Below are 26,920 nucleotides of genomic sequence, written 5' to 3'. Positions count from 1 at the left end.
AGACTCGTTACCTATACTGGGTTTAATAAGGAATAATAGTTTTAGTTTTTAAACCGAGGTGTTAGTTTGAATTTAAACGATTATAATTGATGGTGTTATATATTGTCTTTTTTCTGATTGGATAGTGACAATGGTTTCAGGCGGCATTCACTCATCACAGTCACATAAATTGTCTATGATCCTGAGGATTTGTTTTCTACCGCCGTTATGTCGCCCAAAATCTATTAGGTATGTATTTCTTTGTTCAATAAACTACTGCTACAACCAATATTGATTACTATCTTTAACTCATCGAGTTGGTGATCGCATTTGTCAGCCTTGACAGTTGTTCCGGCTGAATAATATAAGGCGGCATTAAATAAATTAATCGGCCAAATGGCCTGATCCATACGCCATGTTGAACAAAATGGCGTTGCAGTGAAGCTACGTCAACAGGGCGTTTCATTTCAACAACACCGATAGCACCTAATATCCGTACATCTTCGACTGCACCGTGTGATTTTAACGGAAGTAATTCCGCTTTTAGTTGAGTTTCAATGGATTGAATATGTTGTTGCCACGGGCTATCGGAGAGTAATTTGAGGCTGGCACTGGCTACAGCACATGCGAGTGGATTCCCCATAAAAGTTGGGCCATGCATAAAACAACCCGCTTCACCTTGACTAATAGTTTCAGCGACATGACGAGTTGTCAGTGTTGCTGATAATGTCATATATCCCCCCGTCAACGCTTTGCCTAAGCATAAAATATCCGGCTCTATCTGGGCATGTTCACAGGCAAATAATTTACCTGTTCGTCCAAATCCAGTCGCTATCTCATCTGCAATCAGCAGGATCTGATATTCATCACAGAGCTGGCGAACTTGACGTAGATATTCCGGATGATAAATCCGCATTCCACCGGCACCCTGAACAATTGGCTCCAGAACCACGGCGGCAATTTCATCATGATATTGCAACAATAATCGTTTAAAAGAATCGAGATCTTCTGGCTGCCATTTATCACCGAACTGACATTGAGGCGCATCAGCGAATAGGTGGTTTGGCAGATAACCTTTATACAAGTTATGCATGGAGTTATCGGGATCACAGACAGACATAGCGCCAAAGGTATCGCCATGATAACCATGACGCAGTGTCAAAAAGCGTTGGCGTATTTCCCCTTTGGCTTGCCAGTATTGCAAGGCCATTTTTAGGGCAACTTCGACAGCAACAGAACCCGAATCTGCCAAAAAAACACATTCCAGAGAATCAGGCGTCATCGCCACTAATTGTTTACACAGTTCTACCGCAGGAGGATGGGTAATGCCGCCAAACATAACATGGGACATCTTATCGATCTGCGATTTTGCGGCTTCATTGAGTGCAGGATGATTATAGCCGTGAATAGCTGCCCACCATGAAGACATACCATCAATGAGCTTGCGCCCATCTGATAAAACCAGTTCCACACCTGTCGCAGATACAACAGGATAGGCAGGAAGTGGATGGGTCATAGATGTATAGGGATGCCAAATATGGCGCAGGTCAAATTCAATATCTGAAGGGTTCATAACGAATTACTTGTAAACCTGTGATCGTTTGTTTTAGTTGACATGATAGCGGCGTTATTTAAACTGGCAACATTTTTTCATATTGGAGATGTGATTGTGAGCGAACGTCAACAATGGACTATCAAGCAGGCACAGGATTTGTTTGATAAACCTTTTTTTGAATTGTTATTTCAGGCACAGCAAATACACCGCGAACATTTTGATCCACAGCAGGTACAAGTCAGTACATTGCTGTCGATAAAAACCGGCGCTTGTCCCGAAGATTGCAAATACTGTCCACAAAGTTCCCGCTATAAAACGGGATTGGAAAAAGAGCGGTTGATGGAAGTGGAAAAAGTCATTGAATCCGCGCATAAAGCTAAAAATGCGGGTTCCACCCGCTTCTGTATGGGGGCTGCCTGGAAGAACCCGCATGAACGTGATATGCCATATCTGGAAAAAATGGTCAGAGAAGTCAAAGCATTGGGAATGGAAACCTGCATGACTTTGGGAATGCTGAATCACTCTCAGGCACAGCGTTTGGCAGAGGCAGGTCTGGATTACTACAACCATAACTTAGACACCTCACCAGAGTTTTACGGCAATATCATCACGACCCGCAGTTATCAGGACAGGCTGGATACACTGGATAATGTCCGGGATGCAGGCATTAAAGTTTGTTCAGGCGGTATCGTGGGTTTGGGGGAGCAGATACGTGACCGTGCAGCATTGTTGGTGCAATTGGCAAATTTACCGAAGCCACCAGAAAGTGTACCTATCAATATGCTGGTAAAAGTGAAGGGAACACCAATGGAAAACAACGAAGATGTCGATCCTTTTGACTTTATCCGCACCATTGCTGTAGCGCGGATCATGATGCCGAAATCGCATGTCCGTCTATCCGCAGGACGTGAACAGATGAACGAGCAAACTCAGGCTATGTGCTTTATGGCGGGTGCCAATTCCATTTTCTACGGCTGTAAATTGCTGACCACGCCAAATCCAGATGAAGATAAAGATCTCCAGTTATTCCGCCGGTTGGGTATTAACCCTCAACAGACAAAGACGGCATTTGGTGACAATCAACAGCAACAGAACTTGACTGAAGCCATTTTTAATAATGCTGATAACGAACAATTCTACAATGCGGCAATATGATGAACTGGTCAGATTCACTCTCCCGACGTTTGGCCGAACGCCGGGCTACCTCTTTATGGCGTGGCAGACAAGTCCATCTGGGTTCTGATGGCCGCTTATTATCCACCTCAGACGGTCAATATCTCAATTTCTCCAGTAACGATTATCTTGGATTGAGCCGGCATCCCCAGATTATTGCTGCGTGGCAGAAAGGGGCAGAGCAATATGGTGTGGGCAGTGGAGGCTCGGGGCATGTCACGGGTTACACAACAGCGCATGACACATTAGAACAGCAATTAGCTGAATGGTTGGGCTACTCTCGCGCCTTGCTGTTTATTTCTGGTTATGCCGCCAACCAAGGTGTCATTGCGGCTTTGATGGAAAAAGATGATCGCATTATTGCTGATCGCCTCAGCCATGCCTCTTTGATGGAAGCGGCTATGCAGTCGCCCGCACAGCTACGACGTTTTTTACATAATGATGTGAATTCGTTGAAACGGCATCTGGAAAAAGAGTGTACGGGTAAAACGCTGGTGGTAACGGAAGGCATTTTTAGCATGGATGGAGATTGCGCTCCGCTTGAACTTATTGCTCAACAAGCAAGTTCTGCAAAGAGTTGGCTGATGGTAGATGATGCCCACGGTATTGGTATTCAGGGGGAAGAAGGACGCGGCAGTTGCTGGGCGAAAAATGTCAAACCGGAAATTCTGGTCGTCACCTTTGGCAAAGCATTTGGATTGAGCGGCGCTGCAATCTTGTGTGATGAGCAAACCGCAGAGTACTTGCTCCAATACGCTCGACACCTGATTTACAGTACTTCAATGCCACCGGCGCAGGCAGTTGCTCTCTCTGAAACGGTACAACAAATCAGGGCCGGGGATGAATTGCGTCAAATGTTGCGCAACAACATTCAATACTTTCGCCATGAAGCCCGGCATTTATCTCTTGCTCTGACGGATTCAGAAACAGCGATTCAGCCGCTCATTGTAGGCGATAACCAACGTTGTATCGAATTATCTCATTCGCTCAGGCAGAAAAATGTGTGGGTTACGGCGATACGGCCTCCCACTGTTCCTCCGGAAAGTGCCCGCCTGCGTATTACATTGACGGCAAGTCATACCCAACAGGATATTGATGTATTACTAGAGGCATTGTATGGATCCGGCTGTTAAATCGGTTAATAAGCACGCCATTGCCGGTGCCTTTGGGCGCGCCGCTTCCAAGTATGATACGGTGGCTAAACTGCAACAGCAAACGGGTGAATACTTGATGGCGCTGGCGCAGGCAGAAGATATCGGTATGAGCATATTGGATGCGGGTTGTGGAACGGGTTTTTTCAGTGCCCGTTGGAAACAACAAGGCAAACAAGTCATCGCGTTGGATTTGGCTTCCGGTATGCTGAATTATGCTCGTGAGCAGCAAGCGGCCAATTATTATCTGCAAGGAGATATTGAACATTTGGGATTGGCCGGCAACAGCGTAGATGTCTGTTTCAGCAATCTGGCAGTACAGTGGTGCAATGATTTGTCATGTGCCTTGCAGGAGCTTTATCGTGTTACCTGCCCCGGTGGGCTTATCGTATTTTCCACGCTCGTACAAGGTTCTCTGCATGAACTGGAAACCGCGTGGGAGCGAGTAGACGATTATCGGCACACTAATCAATTTTTGCCATTGAAAACCATTACACAAGCATGTCAACCATATCGACATAAAGTTATTCAACGGCAATATCGTCAGCATTATTCACAGCTCCTGCCTTTACTGAATTCTTTGAAAGGAATCGGTGCAACGCACCTTCATCATGGACGCCAGCAGGGATTAATGACCAGAAAACGCCTGAGTGCTCTTGATGAGGCATATCCACGGAATAATGGTAGCTACCTATTAAGCTATCAAATTGCTTTTGGAGTCATTCATTGTGACAAGTAAATATTTTCTTACCGGAACTGATACTGAAGTAGGTAAAACAGTGGTTAGTTGCGCTTTACTGCAAGCGGCGAATAAAAAGGGATATCAAACAGCAGGTTATAAACCGGTCGCATCGGGGAGTGAAGTAACAACTGAAGGAATACGTAATGGTGATGCCTTGGCTTTACAGCGTAATAGTGTTGTGCCATTAACTTATCAGGAAGTGAATCCTTTGGTATTTGTGGAGCCTACATCTCCCCATATCGTGAGCGCCGAATTAAACCAACCCATTGATTTTTCGATATTATCAAAAGGGCTGGCAGTACTGGCAGCAAAATCTGACTGGGTTTTAATTGAAGGGGCGGGGGGATGGTATACCCCATTATCGGAAAATACGACCTTTGCTGATTGGGTGATTCAGGAGAATTTACCCGTAATTTTGACCGTGGGTGTCAAGTTAGGCTGTATTAACCATGCGGTATTGACCGCAAAAGCAATTCAACATTCAGGGCTGAAATTGGCAGGTTGGGTTGCTAATGAAATCGAACCGGCAGGTAAACGCCAGTCGGCGTATTTGGAAACGCTGGAACGCATGATACCTGCACCTTTATTGGGAATTATTCCCCATCTGGGAGAATTAATTGATAATAATAATGTAGGGGAATATATAAACATTGATGTATTGGTTAACTAATTGTTTACTTTGCGTTAGTTAAAATCCTCGGCTGGAGAGAAGTTAAATTTAGTTTCTCTCTATAAAAAATGCCTTATTTCAACAATGATTGCATTATTTTTGAACAAAAAATAACGCAACTCAATTCTAAAATAGAATAAAAATTTCCCATTATTGGAGAATTTTATAAACAAGGGTAACTCCGCAACCTCCCATGCCCAATGGGGTTTGCTGAGTTATCCACTATTCCTGTGGATAACCCTGTGCATTAGTTTTAGACAAGTAAGCTGACGCAAGATAATACGCGGCTTGCGCAAGATTTGCTGTTATTCTCTCCTTGATTTTTTTTGCTATAAAGATCAACTCATTAAATAAAAGCAATCCCTTTTTACCTTCCTTTGCCATTCGGTGCTTTATCATTTCAGTAGCTAATACAAAAATATAAAAAAGCAAGATCATTATCTGGGGATAAAAATAGTCACTACTAATGTTAAACAAAGGTTAATATCACCTTGCGGTAATTTATGATTTCTCGCTACTGCAACTCTTTAGCTTTCTCCTTAAAATAAAAACAATATTATTTTACTAACTTACTTGAAGCTGGTTTTTTATCCAGTATTATAAAAGCGTTTTGTTTGTGCACAGATAGGCATGGGGGCTTGTGTACATGATTGCGGGGGAAAAATGAGCAAAGAAACAAATAAGGTATTCAAGTTATATTCTGATTTCAGACCTGGAGGTGATCAGCCTTCGGCTATCAACCAATTACAGGAAGGGCTGGAAGATGGTTTAGCCCATCAGACACTGCTGGGGGTAACAGGCTCAGGTAAAACGTTCACGGTAGCCAATGTTATCGCAAACTTGAATCGGCCAACCATGATCCTCGCACCCAATAAGACACTGGCCGCGCAGCTTTATAGCGAAATGAAAGAGTTTTTCCCTGAGAATGCAGTGGAATATTTTGTTTCCTATTATGATTACTATCAGCCGGAAGCTTATGTACCGAGCTCTGATACCTTTATCGAAAAAGATGCGTCGGTAAATGAACATATCGAGCAGATGCGTCTATCGGCAACAAAAGCCTTACTGGAACGCCGTGATGTCGTTGTGGTGGCTTCCGTCTCCGCAATTTATGGTCTGGGTGATCCTGATAGTTATCTGAAAATGATGCTTCACTTAACTAATGGCATGCTGATTGACCAGCGAGCGATTTTACGCCGTTTGGCAGAGTTGCAATATACCCGCAATGATCAGGCGTTCCAGCGTGGGACATTCCGTGTACGTGGTGAGGTGATTGATATTTTCCCCGCAGAATCGGACGAACATGCCTTGCGTGTTGAATTGTTCGATGATGAAGTCGAACGCCTTTCCCTGTTTGATCCGCTGACAGGTCAGGTTCAGTACAATGTGCCGCGTTATACCATCTATCCTAAAACACACTATGTGACACCGCGTGAACGTATCCTTCAGGCAATGGAAGAAATCAAGGTTGAGTTGGATCAACGACGTAAAATGTTGCTGGAATCAGGTAACCTATTGGAAGAGCAACGTATCACTCAGCGAACACAATTCGATCTCGAAATGATGAATGAGTTGGGATATTGCTCCGGCATTGAAAACTACTCTCGTTATCTGTCTGGTCGTTCCACAGGTGAACCCCCTCCAACATTATTCGACTACCTTCCGGCTGATGGTTTGCTGGTGGTGGATGAATCCCACGTAACTATTCCACAGATTGGCGGCATGTACCGCGGGGATCGTTCCCGTAAGGAAACACTGGTGGAATATGGTTTTCGCTTGCCATCAGCGCTGGATAACCGTCCATTACGGTTTGAAGAATTTGAAGCGCTGGCACCACAGACCATTTATGTTTCAGCAACCCCCGGTCGTTATGAATTGGAAAAATCGGGCAACGAAGTGATTGAACAGGTTGTACGTCCGACCGGGCTGATTGATCCTGAAGTTGAAGTTCGCCCTGTATCGACTCAAGTGGATGACTTATTGTCAGAAATACGTATCCGGGCAGCGAAAAATGAGCGAGTGCTGGTAACCACACTCACCAAGCGAATGGCGGAAGATTTAACTGAATATTTAGAAGAGCATGGTGAACGAGTCCGTTATCTCCATTCCGACATTGATACGGTCGAACGTGTGGAGATTATCCGTGATCTTCGTTTAGGCGAATTTGATGTCTTGGTTGGTATTAACTTGCTTCGGGAAGGTTTGGATATGCCAGAAGTTTCTCTTGTGGCGATTTTAGATGCTGATAAAGAAGGTTTCCTGCGTTCAGAGCGATCCCTGATCCAGACTATTGGCCGCGCAGCGCGTAACCTGCATGGTAAGGCGATTTTATACGGTGACAAAATCACAGACTCTATGGCGAAAGCGATTGAGGAAACAGAACGCCGTCGTGCCAAACAACAGGAATTTAATGAAGAACACGGTATCGTACCGAAAGGGCTGAACAAAAAAGTCGGTGACATTCTGCAAATTGGTCAGCCAGCCCACGGAAAAGGAAAAACTAAAGGAAAAGGCAAAGTTGCTTTGGGCACGGATGATTACCATAAACTGTCGGCGAAAGAGTTGGAAAGCAAAATCCGTGAACTGGAAGATAAAATGTATCAACATGCGCGGGATCTGGAATTTGAACAGGCGGCCAATATTCGTGATCAGGTACAGACATTGAGGGCGCAATTTATTGCTAATTCCTGAGTAGCATATTTGTAGTACCTGAATTGACGGTAATTACGGCGAAATAAGTAGCTTATGGAGAGTGAATAATATCGCTCTCCATCTGCCTGTTAGCCCAATCTTTGCAAGGTGTGCTCGATTGCTTGTCGTAATAACTCGCGATCATGACGGTAGGGAATATCCTGCGCTTCCAAAACTTGCTGCGTTACAATCCGGTCGCTGAAGGGGCTGATATCAGTACGAGGGCCGACAATAAGCGCATTAATCATTTTGCGGCCGATTCTGTTTTCCATGATTTCAAGCTTATTTTTTAACGATAACTCGGTTGCTGCATGGCTGAGTTCTCTCCCCAAATTACCGATATAGATCATGTTTGCATTACTGCGGCGCAGGGACTGGGTTAAGTCATCCAATAATAGCAACGGCATCAGGCTGGTTAAAAAACTACCGGGGCCAATCAAAATCAAATCTGCTTGTTCAATGGCATCCAGCGCTTCTTTAGTCGCGTTAACCCGGGGATAGAGTAAGAGCTCTTGCGGCACACAATTGAGTTGATCGATATTCACTTCGCCATATACGGTATTGCCTTGATTATCTATCGCCATTAAATCAACCGATTGTTCAGACATAGGGATCAGATGAGCATTGACTTTCAGTAGACTGCGGATCAGGTTAATCGCCTCAAGAGGGCGGACACTTAAATGATCCAGCGCCTTTAGCATCAAATTACCCAGATTATGACCAGCCAGTTCACCATTGCCGCTGAAACGATATTCAAACATAGCGGAAGCAATCGTTGGCTCCGTGATTAACTGATTGAGGCAATTGCGCATATCTCCCCATGCTATTCCTCCTTCTGAGCGTCGTATTCTGCCAGTTGACCCTCCATTATCGGTTGTGGTGACAATACCGGTCAGGCGGGTTCCGAGAGAAGAAAGAGAAGACATAACGCGTCCAAGTCCATGGCCGCCACCAAGGGTGACAACGCGATCTAAATCAGCTAATGTGCGATTTCGCATAGAGTTCCTGTTACTGGCTAAACGTAGAGGGCTTTAATAAATCTCATATAATTTATCATAAAATATAATGCCCTTAGCAATTGCTGTGATTTTGTGCGATTTTTTGTCTGATATTTTTTAGGGGCGCGTAGAAATACAACAGGAACCTGATGTTATGGGTTTTATCTAACTCGTTGTATAGTAAGGTATATATCGAGGTATAGATTAGCTTTTTGTTATCTTAAGCGTTAGAATCCTCAACGAGCACATTGTTACTTACCTAATTTTTCACATAAATTTTTAACTGATATTAACTCCTAGCCTCTGTGTCTAAGTCGTTGTCCTATCAAATGGATACCACATTGATATGATGCTCTGGCCGTGGCTCCTGAGTCACCAGGATGCAAGGTAGAAATGCCCGCATCTCCCGTACTTGGAAGGTGTTATTGTGGAACAACTTACAGATGTATTCTCGCGCAAATTTTATTATTTGAGATTATCTATTACGGATGTGTGTAATTTCCGTTGCACATATTGCTTGCCTGATGGATATCGGCCGCATGGTCATAAATCATTTCTTTCCCTACCGGAAATTCGTCGCGTCAGCCGCGCATTCGCTGAACTTGGTACAGAAAAAATCCGCCTGACTGGGGGAGAACCAACGATGCGGCGTGATTTTTGCGATATTATCGCGACAGTTCATGAAAACCCACAAATCAAAAAAATTGCTGTCACAACCAATGGATACCGAATGGAGCGCGACGTATCCCAATGGAAAGAGGCAGGGTTGACAGCGATTAACGTTAGCGTTGATAGCCTTGACCCTCGTCAATTTCATGCCATTACTGGTCAGGATAAATTTTTTCAGGTGATGCGTGGCATTGATGCAGCTTTTGAAGCAGGGTTTAACACAGTGAAAGTCAACGCAGTGTTGATGAAGAATGTCAATGATATCAACCTGCCTGCTTTTTTAGACTGGATTAGACATCGTCCGATCCAATTACGATTTATTGAATTGATGGAGACAGGAGAAGGTAGCGACATTTTCCATCGTCATCACCTTTCTGGCAACGTTATTCGCAGCCAACTATTGCAACAAGGCTGGCAACAACAACAACGAGAGCGCAGTGACGGGCCGGCTCAAGTTTTTCACCATCCCGATTATCAGGGTGAAATTGGCCTTATCATGCCTTATGAAAAAGATTTTTGCCTAAGTTGCAATCGGTTGAGGGTGTCTGCGATTGGTAATCTTCACTTGTGTTTATTTGGGGAGCAAGGTATTCCGTTGCGTGATTTATTGTCTGATGATGTATCACTTGATGCTCTGAAACTACGGATTCAGGGTGGCTTGCGCCATAAACGTGAGACACACTTTCTGCATCAGGGAGACAGTGGCATCACTCCCAACCTCTCTTTTATTGGTGGTTAATTTAACTACAAGATTCATTTTTCAGGAGTAAAGGATGTCCCAACTAACCCATATTAATACTGCGGGTGAAGCTCATATGGTGGATATTTCCGCCAAATCGGAAACAGTGCGTGAGGCGCGCGCAGAAGCATTCGTTGAAATGCGATCTGAAACATTGGCCATGATTATTGCCGGTGATCATCATAAAGGAGACGTGTTTGCTACGGCCCGTATTGCAGGCATTCAGGCTGCCAAACGAACCTGGGAATTAATCCCACTTTGCCATCCACTGTTGCTGAGTAAAGTGGAAGTCCAATTGGAAGCACAAACTGAGCACAATCGTGTCAGGATCGAATCTTGTTGCCGTTTGACCGGGAAAACAGGCGTGGAGATGGAAGCTCTGACAGCGGCATCCGTGGCTGCCTTGACGATTTATGACATGTGCAAAGCGGTGCAAAAAGATATGGTTATTGGTCCGGTGCGTTTGCTGGAAAAACGCGGTGGTAAATCAGGAAGTTTTAAGGTGGAAGCATGATAAAAGTACTCTTTTTCGCTCAAGTTCGTGAGTTGGCGGGAACAGATTCACTTGAATTGCCGAATGACTATCCAACTGTAGCGCATCTTCGTCAGGCACTGATTGAAAAAGGCGAGAGATGGGCGTTGGCTTTGGAGGAAGGTAAATTGCTGGCTGCTGTCAATCAATCATTTGTCCATGCTGAACACCCTTTGCATGATGGCGATGAGGTAGCTTTCTTCCCACCTGTCACGGGAGGTTGAGAATGGAAAACCTCCGCATCAGTGTCCAACGGGAGATATTTAATGTTGGTGATGAATATCAATGGCTCTCGCAATGTGATGAAGACGGTGCGGTTGTGACCTTTACGGGGAAAGTTCGCAACCATAATCTGGGCGATAATGTGAAAACACTGACGCTGGAACATTATCCGGGTATGACAGAAAAGATGTTGCGGGCTATTGCTGATGAAGCTCGTCAACGTTGGTCACTGCAACGTATCAGTATTATTCATCGTGTTGGTGAGTTGTACCCGGGAGATGAAATTGTATTTGTTGGTGTTACCAGTTCTCACCGTAGTATGGCCTTTACTGCGGCTGAATTCATCATGGATTATCTGAAAACCAAGGCACCTTTCTGGAAAAAAGAGTCTCTTGCCAAGGGCGAGCGTTGGGTAGAAACAAGAAAGAGTGATGAAGATGCCGCAAATCGTTGGGTGTAACTCCTTGATAAAAACTACTTTTAACAACGTATTGAAACAGTGGTTGGCCGCTTATTAATGTTCTATGCTAATGTATAAGTTTTGAGTAGACTGTTTATTTTTAAACATTCTTAATCCCTAAACATTGTCATGAAAAGGTAATCGTCATGGACCGATATCAACGTTCTAATGGTTCGATTGTTCAGAAAACTGGTTCTGGTATACAAACTTACATGGCACAAGTCTACGGTTGGATGACTTGTGGCCTGTTGTTAACTGCATTTGTCGCATGGTATGTAGCAAATACACCTGAAATTTTATATGCCATCTTCAGTAACTCCATTGTTTTCTATGGCTTGATCATTGCACAGCTTGCATTGGTGTTTGTGCTGTCTGGTTTGGTACATAAAATGAGTGGGGCGTTGGCGACCGGGCTGTTCATGCTGTATTCCATGCTGACGGGGCTCACGCTCTCCAGTATATTTGTGGTTTATACCAGTAGCTCTATTGCCAGCACATTCGTGGTTTCAGCGGGTATGTTTGGTGCGTTGAGTATTTACGGTTATACCACCAAGCGTAGCCTGAGCGGTCTGGGTAGCTTCCTGTTTATGGGGCTGATTGGTATCGTTCTGGCTTCTCTGCTAAACCTCTGGCTGAAAAGCCCGGCACTGATGTGGGCAATCACTTATATCGGTGTTGTTATTTTTGCGGGTCTGACCGCATATGATACCCAGAAACTGAAAGAAATGGGTGAACAAATCGATGTTAATGATAAAGAGAATATGCGCAAATATTCTATCACTGGCGCACTAACTCTGTATCTGGACTTCATTAACCTGTTCCTGATGTTGCTGCGTATTTTGGGTGATCGCCGCTAGTTACTGATATATAAATTATTTTTTAAGATAAAAACCCTGCTTTGGCAGGGTTTTTTATATTAAAGATATGAAAATGACATATGTTCTTCAGAACCATTATTCTGAATATTCCTGTTATTGATTTTTAATAACTGAAAAGAAAGGATAGGATAGTGAAAAGAATTATTTTTATTAAGTCATCATCATAGCAATAAATAACAAGACAATACATGAAGCAGTATTCTTCTCCTTCCATTGATGCAGTATAAATATTATCCTATTTATAGAAATGTAATAATTTTTCAATGATATAGATCTATAATTGAAGAAAGTAATGCTTTACTATCCATACATTGAATTCAGACATATTGATAGCTTTATTTTGATTAGTATGTTGTCTTAATTGAATATTATAATAGTTCCTCAAGTTGGATTCAGTATCTTCAACTCTTATGTATACTTCATTCTGTAGAATTTTATATTAAAATAACTTGATTTATTTATTATGTTTGTAATATATTTCTTTCCTACATCTATTAAATTTAATGAGTCACTTGAATATAGCTTACCTATTCAATTAATACACTGATTATTTTTATCTATCTATTAGTTTACATAAGAACTAACTCATTTTAGTTAACTTTTTTATTTTCAGGTCAGTTTTTTATTTCTAGTAAAATATCTAACTACCTGTTGTTAGAGATAAATACCAATTTTTGAAATACCCAGTCTTATTACTTTTATTAAATAAATCTAGATTGTTGATAATAACGTAGGATTATATATGGCAGAGCGTATTTATTTGTCCAGTCAGGCTTTGGCCGCTGATATTGAAGTCATTGATTGTATTCCCCGTGATGATGAACGTTATTCTATTCGATTGGGTTCTACGATATTTCATCCTCAGGGAGGTGGCCAGCCTAGTGATATTGGTTGGCTCAATGATGTAGAAGTCGTTCATGTCTCAGAAGAAAATGGTGAGATTATTCATCTGACTACAAAACCTGTTCCATTAGGAAATGTTTTTGCCCGCATTGACGGTGAGCGTCGTCAATTACATTCTCGCTTACATTCTGCTGGGCATCTTATTGGTCATGTTGGTGAGCTTGCAATGTGGCGTCCAATTAAAGCTCATCATTGGCCGGGTGAGAGTAAAGTGGTATTCAAACCAGAAGCAGGTGCTAAAAATGTGTCGGTAGAAGACATCCAAATAAGTTGTGAATATTACGTTACGCAAGATTTATCCTGCAATATCACTCTACGAGATGATGGGTTTCGGGAAGTGAGTTTTGGTCATTTTACGCCTTACCCTTGTGGAGGAACTCACGTGGCATCTCTGGGGCAACTGAAGGGAATTAAAATACAAGAAGTGAAGATCAAGAAGAGTAATTTAACGGTTTATTACAATATTGCCTGATCGTTTCCGGCGTCAGGCGGATAACAATATTTTTCTGGTCATTATGGTAATTGAGCCTTCCTTGCTTGGCAAGCCACACTGGATATTCAGCCCGAACTCGGTGAGTTGCTGCTCTTTAATTCCAGATGTATGCACTCTGTGAGTGCTGGTTCAGACGATTTGCGTTTAAGTTTGTCATGCTTTATTGGTTATCGCGGTTCAGCGAATCCGCTGTCATTTTGGAGTTAACATGTTACATCACTATTGGAGTGAATTTTTAGGATTAGCAGTAATTCATTTTTTGGCGGTAGTGGCACCAGGCCCAGATTTTGCGGTCACTATACGGCAGAGTGTACGGTTTGGTCGTTGGGCTGGGATATGTACGGCAGTAGGTATAGGGGCTGGAATATCGGTTCATGTTATTTATACGTTGGTAGGTATTAGTGCACTGATGCATGCCACTCCGTGGTTGATGGAGCTGGCAAAATTAGTAGGAGGGATTTACATCATCTGGCTTGGCATCAATTTTATTAGGAGTAAACCTGCCGATCCTACTGCTTTAGAAGCTGAGGGAGGTGGGCAGGTTCTGCAAAGTAGATGGAAAGCATTTCTGGTGGGATTCATGACAAATGCGACTAATCCCAAGGCCACTTTGTTCTTTTTGGCTGTCTTTACCACTGTGGTAAGTAGTAATACGCCGATATCGGTACAAATCATTTATGGAATATGGATGTGTATGATCAATGCGATATGGTTTGTATTGGTCAGTATAATCTTTTCCAATTTTATGATTAGACAAAAATTTATACAAAAGGGCTATTGGTTCGAACGAGTTATGGGATTAGTTTTGATCGGATTTGCTATCAGGCTATTGTTTATGTCTGTATAAGTTTTCATTAATTGTATCAGAATTCCGGTATTGATAAATAAGGATTCTTTACGGAAATAAGAACAAAACTTACATTTTAAACTACATTAAAATAATTCGTCGTTTTATTGTCATTCTAAAACCACCTTCTATGGAGGTGGTGATCGTTCCTGTGGGTTTTGCCCGTAAGATGTCCATACTAAATACTAACTTAGTTTGTTACCAGCAACTTAAGGGAGTAAATAACATGAGAAGATATGAAAACTGAATATGAGTAACAGTTATTTTGATAATTCACTATTACCTTATAAGAAGAAATATTTTTCTCTTCTCTTTTTTATATTGCTAATTTATATATTAATTTAATTTTTATTTTCATGAATTATATGTGGATTAAAATTTTCATTTTTTGAAAAAAATTAAATCTGTTTACTTATTGTTGATTGAAATCTTGATTTTGTTTTTTGTATATTTAAATAGACCATCCTAGTTGGTCGTATTGCATTATATTTTTATCGTGGAGAGTGTAAGTATGAAATCTACAGCTCAAAAACTCTATCAGCCTGTATTTTCTAGAAAATCAGAGCCTATTAAGTTATTTGTTGTTTCCTCTGATGAAATCAGTTTTAGAGTAATTAATAAAATGATTAAAAGACGTATAAAACGAGATGCTGGTCTTTTAATGAGTGTTAGTGACACGGTTGCTCATATTTAAATAAATTAAGCCTGCTTACTATCTGTTAAGCAGGCTTTATTTGATTATATTAACTGAGGTTTTTATGAAAAGTGCAACTATTTTGCTTAAAGATAGATTAGATAAAGTTCATATAATTAAAACTGATATTGACATTCCACTTAGGCAGTTTTTAAAAATAAATTACATACCTCAAGATTCTGTTATCAGTTATGTCAATGGAGAGATTGTAGATGATCAAACTTATATTATTAATAAAAATGATAAAATTGTTTTAGATATGGTTAGAGCTTATCAACTACCAGAATATTGTAGGACATTAAGATTATGGGAAGATTCAGGAGTAGAAACAACAAAAGAAAATGCTGACTCAATTTATACTAAGCGTATTCTTTGGTTTAATGATAATGGTATTTGTGATCTTAAGGAGTCACAGTTTGATAAAGATAGTTTTGTTAATTACATAGATGATATGTTTGTTCAGGGAGTTTTGGAAAAAAATCTCATTACTTCTGGAGATAAGATCGTGCTTGCACTTTCAGGAGGAAGAGATAGTTTAGCTTTACTTTATTTACTAAGAAGGAATAAAGATAAGTTACCAATCCATGATTTGATAGGGGTTACTGTGGCTGATACAGCAGCCTCTTCAGAAGATGTTAACGTGGCTACAGAAGCCATAATTACCTTAGGTGTTAAGGATTATACAATTCTTCCCTTAGAATATATTAACAAGACTATGAATTTTAAACATGGTTTTGAACATGCAATAGAAAAGGTTTTGGTAACAGAAGGACGTGGTCATTCTATTACTCTGTGGCACCATATCATGAGGGCATGTATAGAAAAGTTTGCAAGAGAAAGAAATACATATAATATTTCTTTTGGGTATCATTTTGAAGATTTATTCACAAGTATTTTTCGAACATATATTCTTGGAACCTTATTAGGTGAATCTGTACCATTAAAAACGTGGGGGGAATTTACTCATGTATCACCGCTCTGGACAATAACAAAAAAAGAGTTAACACTCTATTTGAAATTTGTTGCTCCAGAAAGGCATTCAAAACAGGGATCTCCTACTGATTATGATCGTGGTGATCATAATAGAGATATTAATTATTTTATCGCAGATCTCCTTTCAGGCGTATGGCCTGGATTGGGTTTTAATTTTTTTGAGTCTCTTGAAAGATTGACTAAAAATTACGCTATAGCCAGACCTAAATATGATGTTTGTAATAATTGTGGAATCACATATACACATGCCTACGGTGATGATACAGATAATAGAAAATACAAACATGTTTGTAGTCACTGTTCTTACTTAATAGAAGTAGGAGAAATTTCATTGGTAAGAAAAGTTAACTAACAAGAGAAAAAAATGGAAAACAAAAACAAGTTGTTAACCTCTGATGTTATATCAATGTTTGGTTCTGGGGTAAGTGAAGTGGCGTTATTAACATTGGCTTTCAATATAACTCACTCCGCTTCTTGTACCTCCTTGCTTATATCAATAAGATTGCTTGGCAGCTTACTTGTTTTTTTTCTTACTGGTTATTTAATGAAATATCTTAATATGAAATGGATTTGTGTTTTTTCTGATTCTATCAGAGCTTTTATAATATTGTTAGCTATCATTGTGAATGATATTTACAACATTTTTATTATCGCCTTTTTTATTTCATTTTTTTCTGGATTAAATATAGCAGTAAGGAGCGTAGCTTATCAAAAATTTGTTGGGTCTGATGAAAGAATAAAATTTATATCGAAGCAACAATCATTGTATAGTTTGTTGACTTTATTTTCTCCCTTTTTTGCAGCTTTATTGATTAAATTTGTTTCTTTAAATCAGGTTTTTGTTGTTGAATCAATATGTTTTCTTATTTCTACTTTGACTATCTTCGGCGTCTCAGAATGGAGAGACGAAAAAGACTCAAAAAATAACAATCAAAGGCTTATTGGATTAAAATATCTTTTAAAAGAACCAGTGCAGAGGAATATTCTTTTTTTTAGGATAAGTATTTTAACTTCAATGATTTCTTATCAAATTATCTCTACATATATTATAACAATGGACTACTCTAAAATGACAAGCTTTGTGGACTTATCTTTTATGATTAGTTATTCTGATGTATTGGCCTTTTTCTCATTTATCTCTGCATTGTCTTTGTTATTTGGGAATTTTATTGCAGGGCGTTTTTTCAGTTTGGAGAAAATCAGACTTTCTTTTTTCCTGGGGGCTTTTTTTGTTTCTTTAGGGTGTATTTTTTGGTCTTATCCGTATCATGATTTTCAATTGCTATATTATAGTATAGGGAGCTTTATATTATTTTTGGGGTTGTCTTTTCTCAGAATATCGCTTTATGCTTCGGGTCAAGAGTTGACCCCACCTGAGTATTTGGCTGAGATTATTGCTGCATCAGATGTCATATCGCGTAGTTATCAATCTTTATTAGGCGTTGTCATTATGTCTTTAATTCCTATAATTTCAGTGAATTTTATCTTATGTTTTTTGGCTTTTTCAGCAATGGGATCATTACTTATCACAGGAAAAATAAGTCAGAAAGTTCAGGAAAAACACAATAGCTAAAGAATGTTAGCTCTTAAATCGGGAGAGTAAGGGAGAAACCGAGGAAAGAGAACACCACTTATCCACATCCTGCTCTCTTTCCTATTTGCATTTTCATCAAGCAATCTTACTGCGGAACAGCCGATAAGCGATCCCCCCCGTCGTCGCAGTAATGATCAACAAAGGCCATAAATTCGGCCAAATGACGGATAAATCTGCCCCTTTCAAATAAATCTGTTTGGTAATATCAGTAAAATGCCGGATTGGATTAATCCATGTTATATCTTGCAGCCAGACGGGCATGTTCTCGACTGGGGAAATGTAGCCGGAAAGTAAAATCGCCGGCATCATAAACACAAACACGCCGATAAATGCCTGTTGTTGGGTGGAGCAAACCGCAGAAATCAGCAACCCGAAACCAACCAGAGATAATCCATAAATCAACATGCAGCCATAAAATAGCAATAATGAACCAGCGAAGGGGATTTGATAACACAGAATTCCAATCAGTAAAACAATGGTTGCCTGCATAGTGGCGACGACCAGTGCCGGAATGGCTTTGCCAAGGAAAATTTGCCATGTCGCTAATGGTGAAACCAGCAATTGATCCAGCGTTCCCTGTTCCCGCTCACGTGCGACAGACAAAGCCGTGACGATCAGAACGCCAATCGTGGTAATCATGGCAACCAGCGATGGCACGACAAACCACTTATAATCCAAGTTGGCGTTATACCAGTTACGGATGATTAGCTCACTGTTATTGAAACCAGGGGCACTCCCCAATAACTGTTTCTGATAATCCATCACAATTTGCTGGATATAGTTAGCGGCAATCTGGGCACTATTTGAATTACGCCCATCCAGCAAAACTTGAATTGATGTCGGTTTATGAGCGGCAATATTGGCACTGAAGTTCTGAGGAAAACGCACCAATAACAGCGCTTTGCGGTTATCCAGTGTAGGACGGATTTCTTGCGAACTGGTCAGTAAAATAACATCAGGAAATGCTTTCGATTTTGCCAGCCGTTGGGTTAATTCAATCGAAGCCTGCCCTTTGTCTTCATTATAAATAGCAATAGTGGCATTTTTGACTTCCAGCGTTGCTGCCCATGGAAATAAGATCATTTGCAGAATGACGGGTAAAATCAAAATATTCCGTGTTTGCGGCTCTCTCAGAAGAGACTGCAACTCTTTCATGATTAGCGTATACAGGCGATGAAACATGCTCTTTCCTTTTTAATCCAGATGCCGACGAGTTTTCCACGCAGTTAAGCCAATAAAAACGATGGAGCTGGCAATCAGCAGGAGCAGGTTTGTGATTAATACCGTACCGATGTTACCCGCCAGAAAAAGTGTCTGTAGGCCACTGACAAAATAGCGCGCGGGGACGATATACGTCGAAGCCTGAATAAGTACCGGCATACTGTCTATTTCGAAAACAAAGCCAGACAACATAATGGCAGGCAAAAAAGCGGCGTTAAGGGAAATCATCGCTGCATTGAACTGATTGCGCGTCAGAGTTGAGATCAATAACCCCATGCCCAAGGCAGTGGCAAGATAGAGACTGGAGACTAACGCCAATATCCAAAGTGAGCCACGATAAGGAACACCCAGTACAAAAACCGTGAATATCATGCAAAGCACCATGACAAAAGAGCCTAAAACTTGGTAAGGCAATAACTTGGCGAGCAGTAATTCGGTTCGGGTGACTTGGGTTGAAAGTAACGCCTCCATAGTTCCGCGTTCCCATTCACGGGCAACCACGAGTGAAGTGAGAATGGCGCCTACGACGGTCATGATAATGGAAACAGCCCCGGGAATGAGGAAGTGCCGGCTAATGGCAGCAGGATTAAACCAATAGCGGATTTGTGTATCAATCAATGGCGTGGTTGAGACACCCCGGTTTTGTCCCCGTTGTTGGAGCCAGATTTGCCAGATACCTTTGGTATAACCTTGAACAAAGTTGGCGGTATTGGGTTCACTGCCATCAGTAATGACCTGAATAGGCGCATGGCTATCTGCGCGGGCAAGCAGGGCATCAAAATTTACCGGAATGACGATAATGCCCCGAATTTGGTTCTCTTGCATTTTCTTGATTAAGAAGTGGCGATTATCGCTGATGGTGGCATCAATATAAGGCGATCCCGTAAATGCGTGAACTAATTCACGGGCATCTTCGCTTTGCTGCTCCATCAGAATACCGAGGCGAAGTTTGCTGGAATCAAGGTTTATGCCATAGCCAAAAATAAATAACAGCATCAGCGGGATCACCACCGCAATCAACGCGCTACTGGGATCGCGGATAATCTGTTTAGTTTCTTTGATGCAGAGAGCCTTCAATCGACGCCATGAGAAATTGATGGCTTTTTGGGATGCTGCATGTTCAGAACGGCTCATTGTGGCTCCTTATCGTAATTCACCACGAGATCGATAAACGTATCTTCCATCGAAGGGTTAGGCCGCTCATCCGTGGCAACCAATTTTTTCAGCTCATCAGGGGTTCCGGCTGCAATCAATTTTCCCCGAAATACCAGCCCGATACGGTCACAATATTCTGCTTCCTCCATAAAGTGGGTTGTTACCATCACGGTAACCCCTTTATCTACCATGCCGTTGATATGGAGCCAAAATTCACGGCGGGTCAGCGGATCGACACCGGAAGTGGGTTCATCCAGAAACAGAATGTCAGGTTCGTGCATCAATGCGCAGGAAAGGGCAAGGCGTTGTTTAAAACCGAGCGGAAGACTATCTGTTTTTTGTTGCAAAATTGGCCCAAGATTGAAGGCCTGGATCATATCTGACATTTTTTCTTTCTGATGCCGGCCTTTCAGCCCGTAAACACCGGAGAAGAATTTAAGATTTTGCTCAACCGTCAGGTTGCCATAGAGCGAGAATTTCTGAGCCATATAGCCAAGACGTTGGCGCGCCTTGCCTGAGCTGGTTTTTAAATCCATATTCAGAACCAGCGCCTTACCGGAAGTGGGGATCATCAACCCACACATCATTTTAAACGTTGTGGATTTTCCGGCACCATTTGGTCCCAACAGACCAAAAATTTCCCCGCGTTTCACCTGAAAATCCACATAATCAGTGGCGGCAAAATCCCCAAATTTCTTAGTCAGGTTACAGGCTGCTATCACGGTTTCTGTCGGATTGGGCGGAATCTGAGGCATTATTTCAGCCAATTCGGAACGGTGGGATGGGCCGCCGCCCAGCAAATCGATAAAAGCATCTTCGAAACGCGGTTCGGCCTCAAGAATATTGGCTTCGGATAGCCCTATTTGTTGGAGTAATACGCTTTTATCTGCTTCTTCTTTTAAGATTAAACGAACATATCTGCCTTGAATCACGCCATCAGTCACCTGGGGCAGGATGAGGGCATGTTGGAGCGTTTTGCGTCGGTCGCCCTGTTTAACATCAAGTAAAAAAGATCGTCCGGCAATATTCTGAGTCAAATTTTGTGGCTGACCGCGATAGAGCAACTCACCCCGGTTCATTAGCAAAACATCACGACATAACTCGGCTTCATCCAAATAAGAGGTACTCCATAGGATAAGCATTCCTTCGGAAGCGAGTTCATGTACCATCTGCCATAATTCACGGCGGGCGATAGGGTCAACGCCCACGCCCGGTTCATCAAGTAACAGAACTTTCGGGCTACCCAGTAAAGTACAGGCAAGCCCCAGTTTTTGTTTCATGCCGCCAGATAATTTTCCCGCCAGACGTTCAGTAAAACGGGTTAAATCCGTAAAGGTGAGTAATTTTTGAAATGTGGCTTTGCGCTCCTCGCCAAGTACACCACGTAAATCGGCATATAAAGTGAGATTTTCCATGACAGTTAAATCTTCATACAGGCCGAATTTTTGCGGCATATAGCCGAGTTCAGAACGGACTTGGACACTATCTTTGATGGGATCAAGCCCCATGATTTCAATATTGCCGCTATCAGGTTTCAATAATCCGGCCAGCATTCGTATCAACGTGGTTTTTCCTGCGCCATCAGGGCCGACAAGCCCTGTGACAGATCCGCCCTGAATTTCTGCCCGTAGATGGGAGACAGCAGGAGCGTCCAATCCTGGAAAAGTTTTCTCCACGCCGTTCAGTTTGATCGTATAAGCTGAACTGCTCATGTTATCGCCTTACTTATTGTTGGCTTCAGTAGAATTTGTACCAGCAAAATGCAGGGTAACAGGCATTCCCTGTTTCAGGCCTTCATCAGGATCAAGAACAATAACCCGCAGACGATAAACTAAATCCGTTCTTAAATCGGGAGTTTCGACATTCTTGGGGGTAAATTCAGCGGTTGGAGAAACGAAGCCGATTTTGCCGTGATAGGGCTGATTTTTCCGTCCATCGGTATAAATCAGAATTTCCCGCCCTGCGGTAGCCTGATTCAGATTCGGCTCATCAATATATGCCCTGATCCAGACAGGGTTGGTGAGTGATAGAGCAAAAACCGTATTCCCGGCCGCCAGCATTGTACCCGGCTCAATGGCTCTGGTCAGAATAATACCTGCTGATGGTGAAGTGAGTTGGGTATCTTTCAGATTGAGTTCAGCTTGTGCAACTGCCGCTTCTGCTTGGCTAAGCTGGGCTTTGGCGGCGACAATTTCTTCTATGCGATAACCGGTTTCAAATTGGCGCAATTTATCTTTTGCTGCCTGATAAGCGGCCAATGCCTGGTTTCGTCCGGTTTTGGCATTTTCTAAATCATTAGCTGAAATAGTTTTACTTTGCCACAATCCCTGCTGGCGTTTCAGGAAACTATCGGCAAAGCGGAATGCAGATTCTTTCTGAGCCACTTCTGCACGCACTTGGGAGATTTCTTCAGTACGGTAACCCGCTTCTGCTTTGGCAAGATTTGCCTTGGCGACATCCCGGGCGGCTTTGGATTGATTCAAGGCATTAATAAAGGGAGCATCATCAAGATGGCCGAGTGTTTGTCCCGCAGTAATGGCATCACCTTCGTCTACTTGTAGTTCAGCCAGTTTACCTGCAACCCGAAAACCAAGATTCACTGTTCTGACATCGACATTGCCATACAGGGTCAGTTCCCTGCCATTTTGTTCTTGATAATAATAGATACCAACAATAGCACCGATAACAACAATGAGCGCCAATAGGGCAAGAGCAAACTTTTTACTGTTCATACTATCCCTTATGCCTTGTTCAATTTATACCCTTATTTTTCAAATGATTAACTGTCATTTGAAATTTATCAGGTATGCACATTTTTGAGTCTATAACTATTTATTGCTGTATTTCTTGTTGCCTTATTTTTTTCGTAACCCTTCAAGCAATAAGTTGATGTGTTGAGATAAAACTTGATTAATTAACTCATATTCTTTAGTGCCAATATTATCCCAGCCTGTTTGGCGCAATAAGGCTTCCCGTGCCAGACGGAAAGAAAGAATTTCCCCTAATAGGGCGTGAGTATGGATTTGGGTTGAAATCTCACGTTCATCAACGCCGATATAATTAGCGATTAACTTATTGATACGGGAATAAATCGGGGCCAGCCCTTGTTCATGTATGACACTGTAAGCTTCTGTTGGCGTCAGTTGTTCATGTGACATGATGCGGCTGATATTGATACTGCTTTTCTCGAAAATCAGGCGGTTGTAGCTAACCATGCCTTGATGAATAAATTCCAGAATTTTTTCTTGTGGATAGGGTTTCGGTGTTTCGGCAAAAAAACGGTCAATTGATTCGATTAACGGGGAAAATTCCGATTTTAGCTTATCGGCGATATGTTGCACGACAGCGAGGTAGAGTCCTTCTTTAGAACCAAAATAGTAGGCAATGGCCGCGATATTTTGTTGCGCGTGTTGGGCAATGTTGCGAGTCGTGGCACCATCCAGACCTGATTTACCAAAAATTTCTATTGCCGATTCAATGAGTTGCTGTTTGGCTTGTTCGCCTCGTGATGTCTGAGCCGTCTTCGCTGCCATGTTAAAGGATATCCTGTTATAAAGAAAAAGAATTGCTGAGAGTGTCGTAAATATATCAATCGTATGATTAACTTTAAGACTAAAGTAAGTTGATGTAAAGTTGACACAAATTGTCTTTTTAATAGACACCTATAAAAAATAATTTTCCTATTTTGGGTCAATTCTCGTAAGTGGGCACTTTCAATGAGATTTCGTGCCAATTATTAGCTTTTCAGGGCTGTTTGGAATCACATATCTGTTATAATGCCGCGCTTATGGCACATTGCAGTTTGTGTAATTTCTTTGCGTTTTATCGCGCGTCTGTTTTCTTCCCATAAAACTGCCCCTGAATTGATATCAGGAATGGTGAAGTCTGGAGCATTTCTTATTTATGAATTTTGAGTCACTCGGCTTGAAGGCTGATATTTTGCGTGCCGTTGAAGAGCAAGGCTACGCGGAACCTACCCCTATTCAGCAACAGGCCATTCCTGTTGTGTTATCTGGTAAAGATCTGCTGGCCAGTGCCCAGACGGGAACTGGAAAAACAGCAGGGTTTACCTTACCTATTCTGCAACTTTTGAGTGAATCCCCGATTCAGACAAAAGGCCGTCGTCCGATCAGGGCATTGATTCTGACACCGACACGGGAACTGGCGGCGCAGGTTGGCGAAAATGTACGTAATTACAGTAATTATCTCAAATTACGCTCATTCGTGGTGTTTGGTGGAGTCAGTATTAATCCGCAGATGATGAAACTGCGTGGTGGGGTGGATATTCTGGTGGCAACACCGGGGCGTTTGCTGGATCTGGAACACCAGAATGCTGTTGATCTTTCCCGCGTTGAAATCCTGATCTTGGATGAAGCTGACCGTATGTTGGATATGGGTTTTATCCATGATATTCGACGTGTATTGAATAAACTGCCGGCAAAACGCCAAAATTTACTCTTTTCCGCGACTTTTTCTGATGAAATAAAGAGCCTTGCCAATAAGTTGCTGCATAATCCGGTGAGTGTAGAAGTCGCGCGTCGTAACTCTGCATCTGAACAGATTGATCAATCAATCCATTTTGTAGATAAAAAACGCAAAGGAGAATTGCTTTCTTACATGATAGGCAACCAGAACTGGCAGCAGGTTTTGGTATTCACTCGCACCAAACATGGTGCAAATCGACTGGCGGAACAACTGAATAAAGATGGCGTGACTGCTGCCGCGATCCACGGCAACAAGAGCCAGGGGGCGAGAACCCGTGCACTGGCTGATTTCAAAACAGGGCAAATTCGCGCGTTAGTTGCAACAGATATTGCCGCTCGTGGCTTGGATATCGACCAATTGCCATATGTGGTCAATTATGAATTGCCAAACGTTGCGGAAGATTATGTTCACCGAATTGGCCGTACTGGCCGTGCGGATGCAACCGGACAAGCGATATCGCTGGTATGTGTTGATGAGCATAAGCTTCTGAAAGATATTGAACGGTTATTGAAACGGGAAATTCCGCGCATTGCCATTTCGGGCTATGAGCCAGATCCTTCTATCAAGGCTGAGCCAATCCAAAACGGGCGTAACAGCCGTGATAATAGCCCCCGTAGAAATAATGCTCGGGGTAATGGCTTCCGCGACAACCATTCACATAGCGAACAGCCTCGTAGCCAACGTAGAAATGGCAAGCAAGGTCAATCCTCAAAACATCAGGCTAACCCAAATGGTGAGCGCTCACGCAACCAAGGAACCTCATCGGGTCAGCGGCGTCAGCGAACCACAAAAGTATCGCGTTCCCCGGTGTCGGGAGAGTAATTAATGCGCGTTTTGCTGGCTCCGATGGAAGGTGTTTTGGATTCTCTGGTGAGGGAACTGTTGAGTGAAGTCAACGATTACGACCTTTGCGTCACAGAATTCCTGCGAGTGGTTGACAGCTTACTACCGGTAAAATCTTTTTACCGGTTGTGTCCTGAGTTGCATCATCAGAGTCGTACACCATCGGGAACCCCAGTCAGGATTCAACTTTTGGGACAGTATCCAGAATGGTTGGCAGAAAACGCAGCCAGAGCAGTTGAATTGGGATCTTGGGGGGTTGACCTAAACTGTGGTTGTCCTTCCAAAGCAGTAAATGGCAGCGGAGGCGGTGCGATATTACTGAAAGATCCCGAATTTATCTACAGCGGTGCCAAAGCCATGCGCGAAGCTGTACCAGCACATTTACCAGTGACGGTAAAGGTGCGTTTGGGGTGGGATTCTGATGCACGTCAGTTTGAGATTGCCGATGCCGTACAACAGGCAGGAGCAACAGAACTCGTCGTGCATGGGCGAACCAAGGAAGATGGTTATAAGGCAGAACGTATCAACTGGAAGGCGATTGGCGAGATTCGTCGTCGTCTCTCCATTCCTGTGATTGCCAATGGGGAAATCTGGGATTGGCAGAGTGCCCAGGAATGTATCAAAATCACAGGATGTGACGCTGTGATGATAGGGCGTGGCGCACTGCATACGCCAAACTTGAGTCGGGTCATTAAATATAACGAGCCAAGAATGCCGTGGAGCGATGTGCTCAAGTTATTGCAAAACTATACTTATTTGGAAAAGCAGGGAGACACAGGGCTGTATCATGTTGCCCGTATCAAACAATGGCTGGGGTATTTGCGCAAAGAATATGATGAAGCGGAAGTATTATTTATGCAAATCAGGGCATTAAAAACATCTGCCGAAATCGCCAGTATCATCTTGCGCAAATAAAAGAAAAGGAGATTTTTATGAATACTCAAACAATAAAACTCTGTAATGGTATAGGAATGCTGAATATCGGTTTAGGAGTATATAAGACAAAAGAGGAAGCGGAAGTAAAACAGGCTGTCAAAAAAGCGCTAGAAACAGGCTATAGAATGATTGATACGGCTTCGACCTATAAAAATGAAATTGGAGAAGCTATTAGGGAATAGAAAACCCTATCAAAAAGAGCCTGTCCACCATTTTGTGTAAGTGCCATTTCTTAGTAATGACCGTCAAGGCGATCACCAAACTCAATAATAAAACGACTCATTGCCATTCGCCAGT

Annotated in this window: 26 protein-coding genes and 1 riboswitch; of the genes, 18 read left to right on the top strand and 8 right to left on the bottom strand. The window is 42.3% G+C overall.

Annotation, left to right across the window (positions count from 1 at the left end):
- Positions 1-283 precede the first annotated feature (283 nt).
- Complete coding sequence (gene bioA, locus Xmir_RS12400) at positions 284-1,552, bottom strand: adenosylmethionine--8-amino-7-oxononanoate transaminase (protein WP_099114554.1); 1,269 nt, start codon at positions 1,550-1,552, stop codon at positions 284-286.
- Positions 1,553-1,648: 96 nt separating this feature from the next.
- Here bioA and bioB point away from each other — a divergent pair, with 96 nt between their 5' ends.
- The 4 genes from bioB to bioD are packed head-to-tail and all read left to right on the top strand — an operon-like array spanning position 1,649 to position 5,270.
- Positions 1,649-2,689: a biotin synthase BioB gene (bioB, locus tag Xmir_RS12395; protein WP_099114644.1), complete on the top strand. Its 1,041-nt coding sequence runs from the start codon at positions 1,649-1,651 to the stop codon at positions 2,687-2,689.
- Positions 2,689-3,840 carry an 8-amino-7-oxononanoate synthase gene (gene bioF / locus Xmir_RS12390; RefSeq protein ID WP_099114553.1) on the top strand — a complete coding sequence of 384 codons (1,152 nt, stop codon included), beginning with the start codon at positions 2,689-2,691 and terminating at the stop codon, positions 3,838-3,840. Before bioB ends, bioF begins: the two co-directional genes overlap by 1 nt.
- Positions 3,824-4,597: a malonyl-ACP O-methyltransferase BioC gene (bioC, locus tag Xmir_RS12385; protein WP_099114552.1), complete on the top strand. Its 774-nt coding sequence runs from the start codon at positions 3,824-3,826 to the stop codon at positions 4,595-4,597. The genes bioF and bioC overlap by 17 nt, the downstream gene beginning before the upstream one ends.
- Positions 4,587-5,270: a dethiobiotin synthase gene (bioD, locus tag Xmir_RS12380; protein ID WP_099114551.1), complete on the top strand. Its 684-nt coding sequence runs from the start codon at positions 4,587-4,589 to the stop codon at positions 5,268-5,270. The genes bioC and bioD overlap by 11 nt, the downstream gene beginning before the upstream one ends.
- A gap of 222 nt (positions 5,271-5,492) precedes the next feature.
- Here bioD and Xmir_RS25225 read toward each other — a convergent pair whose 3' ends face one another.
- Positions 5,493-5,654 carry a hypothetical protein gene (locus tag Xmir_RS25225; protein ID WP_167385977.1) on the bottom strand — a complete coding sequence of 54 codons (162 nt, stop codon included), beginning with the start codon at positions 5,652-5,654 and terminating at the stop codon, positions 5,493-5,495.
- 279 nt (positions 5,655-5,933) lie between these two features.
- Here Xmir_RS25225 and uvrB point away from each other — a divergent pair, with 279 nt between their 5' ends.
- Positions 5,934-7,961: an excinuclease ABC subunit UvrB gene (gene uvrB / locus Xmir_RS12370; protein ID WP_099114549.1), complete on the top strand. Its 2,028-nt coding sequence runs from the start codon at positions 5,934-5,936 to the stop codon at positions 7,959-7,961.
- Between the two features lie 89 nt (positions 7,962-8,050).
- Here the strand turns inward: uvrB and yvcK are convergent, their stop codons facing one another.
- Positions 8,051-8,959, bottom strand: coding sequence for a uridine diphosphate-N-acetylglucosamine-binding protein YvcK (gene yvcK / locus Xmir_RS12365; RefSeq protein WP_099114548.1), 909 nt, complete (start codon positions 8,957-8,959; stop codon positions 8,051-8,053).
- Positions 8,960-9,240: 281 nt separating this feature from the next.
- Positions 9,241-9,397, top strand: a riboswitch (molybdenum cofactor riboswitch).
- Between yvcK and moaA the strand changes: the two genes are divergently transcribed.
- From moaA to Xmir_RS12315, 10 genes are all read left to right on the top strand, one after another.
- Entirely contained in the window at positions 9,387-10,367 is a 981-nt protein-coding gene (gene moaA / locus Xmir_RS12360; protein ID WP_099114547.1) for a GTP 3',8-cyclase MoaA, read from the top strand. (Overlaps the previous riboswitch by 11 nt.)
- Before the next feature lie 34 nt (positions 10,368-10,401).
- The gene (moaC, locus tag Xmir_RS12355) at positions 10,402-10,881 is read left to right on the top strand and encodes a cyclic pyranopterin monophosphate synthase MoaC (protein WP_099114546.1); all 480 of its coding nucleotides are present in this window, start codon (positions 10,402-10,404) and stop codon (positions 10,879-10,881) included.
- Positions 10,878-11,123 carry a molybdopterin synthase sulfur carrier subunit gene (gene moaD / locus Xmir_RS12350; protein ID WP_099114545.1) on the top strand — a complete coding sequence of 82 codons (246 nt, stop codon included), beginning with the start codon at positions 10,878-10,880 and terminating at the stop codon, positions 11,121-11,123. Before moaC ends, moaD begins: the two co-directional genes overlap by 4 nt.
- A 2-nt stretch (positions 11,124-11,125) precedes the next feature.
- Positions 11,126-11,581 (top strand): molybdopterin synthase catalytic subunit MoaE, encoded by a 456-nt coding sequence (gene moaE / locus Xmir_RS12345; RefSeq protein WP_099114544.1) that lies wholly within the window; start codon positions 11,126-11,128, stop codon positions 11,579-11,581.
- A 146-nt stretch (positions 11,582-11,727) separates the two neighbouring features.
- A complete protein-coding gene (locus tag Xmir_RS12340) occupies positions 11,728-12,438 on the top strand; it encodes a Bax inhibitor-1/YccA family protein (protein WP_099114543.1) in 711 nt (236 codons plus the stop codon).
- A 763-nt stretch (positions 12,439-13,201) separates the two neighbouring features.
- Positions 13,202-13,834: an alanyl-tRNA editing protein gene (locus tag Xmir_RS12335; protein WP_099114542.1), complete on the top strand. Its 633-nt coding sequence runs from the start codon at positions 13,202-13,204 to the stop codon at positions 13,832-13,834.
- Positions 13,835-14,063: 229 nt separating this feature from the next.
- The gene (locus Xmir_RS12330; RefSeq protein WP_099114541.1) at positions 14,064-14,702 is read left to right on the top strand and encodes a LysE family translocator; all 639 of its coding nucleotides are present in this window, start codon (positions 14,064-14,066) and stop codon (positions 14,700-14,702) included.
- Between the two features lie 511 nt (positions 14,703-15,213).
- A complete protein-coding gene (locus Xmir_RS12325; RefSeq protein ID WP_099114540.1) occupies positions 15,214-15,396 on the top strand; it encodes a hypothetical protein in 183 nt (60 codons plus the stop codon).
- 64 nt (positions 15,397-15,460) lie between these two features.
- Positions 15,461-16,741, top strand: coding sequence for a tRNA lysidine(34) synthetase (locus tag Xmir_RS12320; protein ID WP_099114539.1), 1,281 nt, complete (start codon positions 15,461-15,463; stop codon positions 16,739-16,741).
- 12 nt (positions 16,742-16,753) lie between these two features.
- On the top strand, positions 16,754-17,962 hold the full coding sequence (locus Xmir_RS12315; RefSeq protein WP_099114538.1) for an MFS transporter: 1,209 nt from the start codon (positions 16,754-16,756) through the stop codon (positions 17,960-17,962).
- Positions 17,963-18,058: 96 nt separating this feature from the next.
- Here Xmir_RS12315 and Xmir_RS12310 read toward each other — a convergent pair whose 3' ends face one another.
- The 5 genes from Xmir_RS12310 to Xmir_RS12290 all read right to left on the bottom strand — a co-directional run bounded on the left by Xmir_RS12310 (position 18,059) and on the right by Xmir_RS12290 (position 23,892).
- The gene (locus Xmir_RS12310; protein WP_099114537.1) at positions 18,059-19,165 is read right to left on the bottom strand and encodes an ABC transporter permease; all 1,107 of its coding nucleotides are present in this window, start codon (positions 19,163-19,165) and stop codon (positions 18,059-18,061) included.
- A 12-nt stretch (positions 19,166-19,177) separates the two neighbouring features.
- On the bottom strand, positions 19,178-20,338 hold the full coding sequence (locus Xmir_RS12305) for an ABC transporter permease (RefSeq protein WP_099114536.1): 1,161 nt from the start codon (positions 20,336-20,338) through the stop codon (positions 19,178-19,180).
- Entirely contained in the window at positions 20,335-22,071 is a 1,737-nt protein-coding gene (locus tag Xmir_RS12300; RefSeq protein ID WP_099114535.1) for an ATP-binding cassette domain-containing protein, read from the bottom strand. Before Xmir_RS12300 ends, Xmir_RS12305 begins: the two co-directional genes overlap by 4 nt.
- Before the next feature lie 9 nt (positions 22,072-22,080).
- Positions 22,081-23,091 (bottom strand): secretion protein HlyD, encoded by a 1,011-nt coding sequence (gene hlyD, locus Xmir_RS12295; RefSeq protein ID WP_099114534.1) that lies wholly within the window; start codon positions 23,089-23,091, stop codon positions 22,081-22,083.
- Positions 23,092-23,214: 123 nt separating this feature from the next.
- Positions 23,215-23,892, bottom strand: coding sequence for a transcriptional regulator (locus tag Xmir_RS12290; RefSeq protein WP_099114533.1), 678 nt, complete (start codon positions 23,890-23,892; stop codon positions 23,215-23,217).
- Positions 23,893-24,262: 370 nt separating this feature from the next.
- Here Xmir_RS12290 and rhlE point away from each other — a divergent pair, with 370 nt between their 5' ends.
- The 3 genes from rhlE to Xmir_RS12275 are packed head-to-tail and all read left to right on the top strand — an operon-like array spanning position 24,263 to position 26,805.
- The gene (rhlE, locus tag Xmir_RS12285; protein ID WP_099114532.1) at positions 24,263-25,666 is read left to right on the top strand and encodes an ATP-dependent RNA helicase RhlE; all 1,404 of its coding nucleotides are present in this window, start codon (positions 24,263-24,265) and stop codon (positions 25,664-25,666) included.
- A 3-nt stretch (positions 25,667-25,669) separates the two neighbouring features.
- Positions 25,670-26,602 carry a tRNA dihydrouridine(16) synthase DusC gene (gene dusC / locus Xmir_RS12280; RefSeq protein WP_099114531.1) on the top strand — a complete coding sequence of 311 codons (933 nt, stop codon included), beginning with the start codon at positions 25,670-25,672 and terminating at the stop codon, positions 26,600-26,602.
- Between the two features lie 17 nt (positions 26,603-26,619).
- Positions 26,620-26,805, top strand: a complete 186-nt coding sequence (locus Xmir_RS12275; RefSeq protein WP_099114530.1) for an aldo/keto reductase — start codon at positions 26,620-26,622, stop codon at positions 26,803-26,805.
- Positions 26,806-26,920: the final 115 nt, after the last annotated feature.

The sequence above is a fragment of the Xenorhabdus miraniensis genome (genome assembly GCF_002632615.1).
This window is presented reverse-complemented; position numbering and strand designations above follow the sequence as displayed.